Genomic DNA, 8,568 nt, shown 5'->3' on the forward strand with positions numbered 1-8,568 from the left:
GCACCTCCTTCAGTTGATACATTGATCATACTAAGAGGGGCTGCATAAAAATATGCGTTGTTTGATTGGGGGCTTACAGAACTATTTTCAGTAAATTGCGCATTGAAGCCATGATGGAGGAAAGCATATTTATGTTTTAACTGTCGTGTATCTCTGCAATAAAATAAGCCGATTAAACCCCTATGGGTTCAATTGGCTTTTTATGGACATTTTCCTAATTATTCCTTTTATGAATGTTAAGGTTGTACCCTGGTTTCCAATCTCCGATCTGAATGATCTTATTTTTATCCATACAGAAGGAGTACAGTCATGTTTTTCCCTGAAGATATTTTTACCAAAATAACTCTCAAACTAGCCGCTATTAGCACTGCGTTCTGCGGAAGAAAGGTTTTAGTTCAAAAAAATATTTGTACTGTGATAAGCGATGATGACCATAATTGGAAACCATGCCGCAAAAACAAAATAGATCATATATTCCTTCGAATCTTTCATTGATTTTTTTGCCATGTATCCTCTAAAACTCAAGTATAAAGAATGAAAGCCACAAATAAATGGGAATTTCATTTAGTGTACGACCGGAACCCATATCATCAACACTTGTACTTGCCAAAAATCCCCCAATGATAAATATCGCTACAATTAAAACCTCAATAAACCTTTGTTTTTTAGTAAATTTTATATTATATTTTGTTCTTTTTGGCAGGTTCAATTTATTTCTAATGACTTTTTCTATAATTAAGGTGCTAATGATTAACAAACAGTAGATGCTAACGTTGCCCATATCACAGTCCACCTCTCCCCTCCCAAGCCTATTACTCCTTTTCTGGGTACATTTTTTTCACATCGTTCTTTGAATACGAAAAAGCAATACCACTGGTACAGTATTGCCGCAATTGAACTCTACATATTTTATCCAAAGAATAAGTCTAGTATATTCGATTCTGTGGAAGTTTGCTTATTATAGAACTCGGAATAACCACAGTTATTGCAATAAACGACCAAAAACGTATTATGCTGAAGATTGAGTAGTTTAAATAATCCTGTTCCTGTCATTGCAGCTTCTTTTGTTCCGTGCATCTTTGCTCCCGCATTTTATACAGCCTTTTTCAGACATGTTTGTTCCCCTTTCCAAGAAAACGGTCTATTTGTAGTTTAATTCGGAGAACCATTAAAAAAGGTTTCAGTTAATCTCGAGGGATGACTCTAACGCCCGCTATTAACTGAATGGAGCTAATATAACGATGGATTTTCAGGTAATAATGCAGCCAGGATGATGTAGATGACAACTGCACCCGTGACGAAAAATATTAATCTTACAATAAAGGGAGAGATACCAAAAAATTCAGCTATCCCCGCACATACACCAAATAATACTTTATCGGTGGAAGATCTCATCAATTTCTTCAATTCAATACTCTCCTCTCTTCTGGTTTATTAATGACTTCATCTTAAAACCCTTGAGATTTGAATATGAGCGCTTATCCTTATTCGTGGACAGCGCTCTTGAACTCAAAGTCCGTTTTCTATTTTGAGTTCACATCCAAAATAAGATGATCGCTCTAGTAATCAAATTCCTTTTTTACATTCATCCACCATTGAAGATAAATAGGCCGTCTTAATTACATTAAAACCTACATATCACATTAAATGAGTCCTTTTATCGTCTTACTTGTCTCCTACTGGATAAGCGTATGTAATAAACCGGTCCGGAGCATCCCCAATATAGCGGAATGGATAACATGTTGTTACAACAAGTACCTCTTCTCCCATCTTTCTGATTACGGTCGTATCATCAGCAGAGACAATCTCTGTTTCGCGAATTTCATAAGTATAGGAACCATAAGGTGTATTTACAATATATTGATCTCCAATCTCAATCTTCCCAAATTCACGGAAAACTGTATCACGGTGTCCAGAAAACACAATTTGCTCCCCTTGACCTGGCAAAACAGATTCAGATAAGTGTCCTACGCCTTTCTTAAGTGAGTCTGGATCCGTTCCCTCCACAACAGGTAGTGACTTTCCTAGTTTTGGAATTTCCAGAATCGCAAAAGATTCATTCGCTTTAACCTTGAATTCATCGGGGGTCAGCTTAGCCTTATTATTCCCCTTATCAACGCTTTCTTTTGCTTCTGCTAATGATTTATCTTGCGCCTTCCAATGATCATAATATTGATACACAAACACACCGATCAATACAACCCCAATGATTATCAAAATACTCCCGAATTTCCTCATTGAACTCTCTCCTTCAATTCAACCTTCACAATTGTCATATTTACGATATTACTAGCTTCGCTTTCCTATTTATGGAAATTTATTCCTACGGCTTTTTTCTTTTTTGTACTTGAATGGTCACCGAGTAAACGATTCGTTCTTAACGTAGTTTGTAAGTATGTTATCTGGTAACGAACTGCCCTTTTTCACATGATCACCACTTTTTGCTTGGCAGACGCAACAACGAATAAAAGAGCCTCATAGTTACTTGTGAATAGTGGTAATACAGTAGTCAAAACGACTGAGAAAATATAATCTTAAAGATTATGTATACCTAGACTTCTTTGGCTGTTTTACTAAGAACTGAGCTCTTTGACACCTAGAAAAGTTATGTTGAGGTAAAGTTCAGAAAAAATCACCAGAAATATTTATTAAATTAATCTTAAATTATTCTTCGTTTATGAACAAGTGATAATACAAAAAATGATGGTTTATCCTGCTTTGGTTAGTTCCTTTCTAAAACCCTTATCTCTTTTTTGGAAAGAGATAAGGGTTTAAAAGATAAACTTATAAAAAATAGCTGCAAGTTTTATGATAACGATCAATACAAGTACCGTTGTCATGATAAACATAAAAGTATTTTGGAAAGGAGTAGATTCAACTTCTTCTTCCTCTTCTTCCTCGATTTCCTTCTTGTTCTCAAGGTACTGCTTCAATTCTTCTTCAATTTCTAAATTTTTCTTTTCTAATACTTCCATTTGATCCTGCTGTTGACTATCTTTCAACTGTCTCAGCCCTTTACGAAATAGGATTAGATTTTAATTTGTGCAGCGACTGACTTAACAAGAGTAGTAATTTATCCCTTGATCTCATTCCTATCATACAAATCATGATATTATCTACAAAAGCGATACAAGAATAGCGTACATTTCCAAATACGATCCCTTTGACCTCGTTGCCATCTACAGCAAATAATGTAGGTAGGTAGGATTGAAATTCAAAAAGCTGTTCTCCGACAATGAACAAATCATGTAAGTTAAAAGCTTGCTGTTCTTTTACACGATAGCGCCCCGATAAATTTAATGTGGCCGCCGGAGTTATTTTAAGTGATTGAGAAGCTTTTAAAATTTTTTCCATAGCTGATCTGCGGCTGCCACAGTATATGTTTACAAGCTCAAAAATCGCACTCGGATGCTGAGTTTGTATTAATTCTTCCACTAATTCTCTATGTGAGAACTTTTCCCCCGTTTTGAATGGTTGATTGCCAATACTTTCCCCATTATTTGTAGGCCAATTTTTTAAATTAGTGACCTCCTGAAACTGAATCCCCTTTTTTAACAAAATCATGAGAAGCAGAACAGGAGCAATTCCTTCAATACCTTGTGAAGAAGGATAACCTATTGAAAAAATCTCTTGTTTACTCTTAAGATCATGTCCAGCTGCACCCCACATAGGCTGTAGAACTTCAGCAATAGAATTTGGAGAAAAGTCTTTTAGCGCTTGTTTTGAACGCTTTATTTGTAAAGGTAATAGATGGCTTATTTTTCTAAAATCACTTCCTGAAACTGAACCCTTCAATACGATAAGTGAATCGTCTGTACAATAGAAAGGAACATGTTTAGACAGATGAAGAGCATTATCAAACCAACCGCCCACCATATGTGCAGGCAATTTCTGTATTACCTTTCTCATATAATGGCCATGCCCAAATACAAAGTCAGCACCTGATGATAGGACATGCGGTATAAGTCCCTCATGAAGACGACTGCTTTGACCACCTAGATCCGCTACTTGTCCTAATATTAATATTTTATTTCCTCGATAAAACGATTGTTTCGCTTTAAAAGTTTCAATCGCATTCATCATCGAAGGGATAGCAGCATTATGAGAATCATCAATAATATCAATATTTCTATTATCAATTGTTGTTAGTTGCTTTAATTCCATAACCTTGTTAAGAGACTGAAAATGGAACATTTTAGATAGTAAATTCTCTACTTCAAAACCCATTTCAGCTAGACATAGAAATGTACCAAGCGAATTCATAATGGTCCCCTCACTTGGCATCTGCATATCAAATTGATAATCTTTATTTTTGTAATGAAATACGATGGTTGATTTATATTTTGAATGAACGACCTTTTTAAGATATAAGTCTGATGCATCACTTTTCAAACTGTATGTTTTAATTCGGCCGGTTCTTTTCGCGGCGCGTTTTAATAATATCTGAAATGCTTCTGGTTGAATATCTTTGTTAATGATAGCCAAGCCATTGGCCTCTAGTCCATCAAATATCCTTGCTTTAAATTGGGCTACGGTTTCTAACGAGTGTAGAGTCGATAAATGCGCTTCTCCTATAGAAGTGACAATACATACATTTGGGCTTATTGTAAGTGATTGATTTCCCCTATTATTTAAGGCGTTTAACGATATTTCCAATATTCCTATATCTGGATTTTGACATAGTTTAGCACCATATAGCGGTACTCCTGTTTGTGTGTTATGATTTCCTCTTGTTGCTACAATAGAGTGGGTGTCTTTCAGCAGATGTTCAAACATTAACCGCGTAGAACTTTTTCCTACTGACCCTGTTATTCCAATGACAGGATTTTGCATTTTTTGCCGTGCAGCCTGTGCTAGCAGTTTCATCACTTTATAACTGTCTTTTACAATTAGTTGAGGCACGTCATTCTTTAATTGTTGAATAGGTTCTTCCGTAATGATCAAGTCACAGTTTTGATAGAATAGCAGAATTTTGTCATTTCCATCTTTCCAATCTGTGTTCCTTCTATGTACTTCATTCCATCTTTTATTTGAAATAGAAATAAAGCAGTTACCTTCCTTATTCGAAAGATGCGTCGGATCAATTTCAAAATCAATAATTGTCCGCGCCAAGCTTATATCAGTAAAATAATAACCATCTAATATCTCATTTAATTCCTCATATGTAAAACCCGCAGTCATATAAAACACCTCAAATTATTATGTTAGAATAATTATTAAGATAAAAATAGATCATAAGCTGTAGTCAACGCCTTTTTCCATGTTTTTCTATTGCTAGGTTAATGAGGGCGTCAATGAGCTCTGAATAAGGTACACCACTTCGCTCCCACAGAATAGGGTACATACTTTTTTTGGTAAATCCAGGCAAAGTGTTGACCTCATTCATTAAAACTTTCCCTGATTCTGTCAAGAAAAAGTCTGCTCTTACCAAACCCGAGCACTCTAAGATTCCATAACATGTTCGAGCAATGTCAACTATTTGTCGATAAATGTCATCCCCAATATGAGCTGGCACACAAAGTTTTGTATCTTGGCTCATATACTTGGATTCATAATCATAAAACTCCTCCTGATCGAATAATATTTCTCCAGCTACAGAAAAATAAATATCATGATTTCCCAATAGGCCAATCTCAATTTCTCTTCCTTGAATTGCTTCTTCAACAATTATTTTTTGATCAAACGAAAAGGCAATGTTGAAGGCTTCCTGTAACTCTTCTTTCCCGCTGCATCTCGATATCCCAACACTGGACCCTAATTTAGCCGGTTTAACAAAACAAGGAAAGCCGATTTCACGATCAATACGTTGATAAAAGTCGTGTTCATTCGCACTCCATGTTAGATAATCTGTAGAAATGTAATGAGCTTGAGGAATATCGGCTTGTTTAAAAAGATTTTTCATTAATACCTTATCAATGCCAACCGCTGAGGCAAAAATACCATTTCCGATATATGGAACATTTAATAACTCAAATAACCCTTGAACCGTCCCATCCTCACCATTTTCTCCATGCAAAAGTGGAAACACTACATCAATTTGCCTTAAGTCATTTAAGATGAATTCCGATTCATTCTTTAACACCATTTCTTCCACCGTTGGAAAAGGGGATTTAATGATTCCGTGTGAATGCCATTTACCTTCTCTATCTATAAATATCGGTGACACAGTATATTTGTCATAATTAATTGAATGTAAAACCGAATACGATGTATTGATAGAAACTTCGTGTTCAGGTGATGCACCACCATAGATAATCGCAACTTTCATTAGAAAACTCCTTTATCAAATACTTTACATAAAAGATGTAGCTATACGTCCATTAACGTTAAATCTTTTGATTCCTTTAGCTCTGGAAGACGGTGCGTCAAATAATGAATATAACCTGATAAATTGTGTTCAATATCATCAATTCGAACCCTGAACGCTTGATGACGAATGAAGAAACCATTTAAAATAAGACCCGGTTCTTTAAAATACATAACAAGCTCTGGATAACAAAATCCTACTCTTTGATATTCTGCCCGTTTATCAATTGTTTGAAGTAAAAAATCCTTATCAATGTACTCAAACAAATACTCCTTACCTAATTCCTCTATTTTTCGAACCATTTTAAAGGCTGCCATCGTTAATTCCAAAAAAGTTGGATAAGTGGTATTTCGATGATAAATAAAGTTTAATCTTCCGTGGCAATTCTTTAGCCCAAAAATAAAGTATCGATCCTCAGGAACATGCATAGTAATTTCATTTGCGGCATAACTTAGCCAATGGTCGTGATATTTCCAATAATCATTTGCTATCAGAAAATCAAAAGCATCCTTTATTTTATTTAGCCAATTCTCTTGACGATCCAAATCATATAATCTTAGCAAAGCAAAAACTGCTTCTCCGTCATAATAGACTATTCTAAAGGCATCTTTTACCTTAAAGGATGGATATTCCAAAACATGTAAAAATCCTCCATCCTTTTTTTGCATCGAAATGATCCCTCTTCCCAACGAACGAGCAAGTTCCAAATATTTATAATCATTCGTAACCTGCATTAGTTTTGTTAAGGCCAAGATTGCATGCGCATTTGCTCCCAGCTTGATTTCATTATCATTCGCGTAATCTACTACATAAGCGCAATCCTCTTTGTATACAAGCGCATTGTTGATTAAATAATCAATCGCTCTTTCAATCGCTTCACGTATTTCTTCATCACCTAAATATTCAAATGCCTCTGCCATTGCATATAGCGTGCTTGAATGACGAAGAATATTGTATGTAGAAATCCTCTTGGCAAAACAAGGAAAGTATCCATATTCAAATTTGCCATTCTTTTCAATTTCGTTACCTAGAAAACTGGCTGACTTTTTGATCAGGTTATGTAGTTCACATTCAAGATTATGAACTTTCCTAATACCGTTAGTTAATTCGCCATTATATAGTTCATAGATTTCACTATTTTCATCAAAAAAAGCCATTGTTTCAAACAGGTATATTTTTTTATTGCGATAAGAGTTTTTATAGAATGGGAACTTTTGATTATACCTGTATTTCATGTAATGATTAATATTCATTTCATCTAATTCTTGTGGCTGCCCCTGCTTGCTTCGAATAAGAGAAAAACCATTTATTTCTTGTTCTAACAAAGCCAAGCGAAATTCATCATCAAAAGCAATTCCTTTTCTAAAGTAATTGCGTTTTACATGCTTAATATATTCTTCAAAGTCTGGAAAATCCCATTCTTCTGCATTTGTAACGATGTCTAATTTAATCCATTGTGGGTCAAAGTAGGATCTTTGGATTAACTTGATTGCCGATTTCTTTACTTTTTGCCAAACTTTTTCACAGTTGTTACCACTGGCATTCACTACTTTTGCTCTAACATCAGGGTTACCCAGTGATAGGAATATGACATATTTTGTACTTGTATTTGAGAGGATATTAAGTTGAACGTCATTACTTTCTATTTTTTCATCCATTCTTTTCTTTAAAGCCTCTAGCCGTTCTTCAACTTCTCTCATGTTGTTTCTTATCATTCACAGATACCTCCTCCAACTTATAGGATGAATGAGTTTAGGCAGATTTTAAAAAAGGTAATCAGCCTATATTTCATCTGAAGTATAGGCTGATTATTGGCTAGTGCTAGCCTGATATTTTACTGTTCAATTTTGTTTTCTTTTCTGCGACGAGCAAACAGAGAAGCAACACCAGCAAGCAAGGCCATTAATCCAGCCATAGCTGAATTGTACATAGACGTTGCAGTATTTGGTAACTTAGTTCCTAAGTTAGTTGTGCCTTTTCCATTGCTAATATTAGTTTCTGAACCGCTGTTAATTCCTGAACCATTATTTGTTCCTGAGCCATTGTTACCCGTACCATTGCTGGAATCACCGTCAGAGTCGGAGTCACTGTCGGAGTCTGAGTCACTGTCGGAATCAGCATCACAATCAGAGTCGGAATCACCGTCGGCATCAGCATCACAATCAGCATCAGCATCGGCGTCAGCATCGGCATCAGCATCAGCATCAGCATCAGCGTCGGCATCAGCGTCAGCATCGGCATCGGCATCAGCATCAGCGTCA

At 35.7% G+C, this 8,568-nt stretch carries 8 protein-coding genes and 1 pseudogene; all 9 read right to left on the reverse strand.

The features are described from left to right. Nucleotides 1-514: 514 nt before the first annotated feature. Nucleotides 515-781, reverse strand: a complete 267-nt coding sequence (locus H9631_RS21570) for a hypothetical protein (protein ID WP_191816434.1) — start codon at nt 779-781, stop codon at nt 515-517. A gap of 128 nt (nt 782-909) precedes the next feature. Then, a pseudogene (locus H9631_RS21575) lies at nt 910-1,114 on the reverse strand (zinc ribbon domain-containing protein). Nucleotides 1,115-1,230: 116 nt separating this feature from the next. Further along, nucleotides 1,231-1,407: a PspC domain-containing protein gene (locus tag H9631_RS21580; RefSeq protein ID WP_225221207.1), complete on the reverse strand. Its 177-nt coding sequence runs from the start codon at nt 1,405-1,407 to the stop codon at nt 1,231-1,233. A gap of 258 nt (nt 1,408-1,665) precedes the next feature. Next, the gene (locus H9631_RS21585) at nt 1,666-2,238 is read right to left on the reverse strand and encodes a class D sortase (protein ID WP_191816436.1); all 573 of its coding nucleotides are present in this window, start codon (nt 2,236-2,238) and stop codon (nt 1,666-1,668) included. 533 nt (nt 2,239-2,771) lie between these two features. Next, nucleotides 2,772-3,002 carry a hypothetical protein gene (locus H9631_RS21590; RefSeq protein WP_191816438.1) on the reverse strand — a complete coding sequence of 77 codons (231 nt, stop codon included), beginning with the start codon at nt 3,000-3,002 and terminating at the stop codon, nt 2,772-2,774. A gap of 13 nt (nt 3,003-3,015) precedes the next feature. Further along, a complete protein-coding gene (locus tag H9631_RS21595; RefSeq protein ID WP_191816440.1) occupies nt 3,016-5,181 on the reverse strand; it encodes a Mur ligase family protein in 2,166 nt (721 codons plus the stop codon). 64 nt (nt 5,182-5,245) lie between these two features. Beyond that, nucleotides 5,246-6,268: a D-alanine--D-alanine ligase family protein gene (locus tag H9631_RS21600; RefSeq protein WP_191816442.1), complete on the reverse strand. Its 1,023-nt coding sequence runs from the start codon at nt 6,266-6,268 to the stop codon at nt 5,246-5,248. Between the two features lie 41 nt (nt 6,269-6,309). Next, a complete protein-coding gene (locus H9631_RS21605; RefSeq protein ID WP_191816444.1) occupies nt 6,310-8,022 on the reverse strand; it encodes a hypothetical protein in 1,713 nt (570 codons plus the stop codon). A gap of 119 nt (nt 8,023-8,141) precedes the next feature. Beyond that, the coding region (locus tag H9631_RS21610; RefSeq protein ID WP_191816446.1) for an LPXTG cell wall anchor domain-containing protein at nt 8,142-8,568 on the reverse strand (427 nt) is incomplete at its 5' end.

The sequence above is a fragment of the Bacillus norwichensis genome (assembly GCF_014836955.1).
GTDB classification, from domain to species: domain Bacteria; phylum Bacillota; class Bacilli; order Bacillales; family Bacillaceae_C; genus Siminovitchia; species Siminovitchia norwichensis.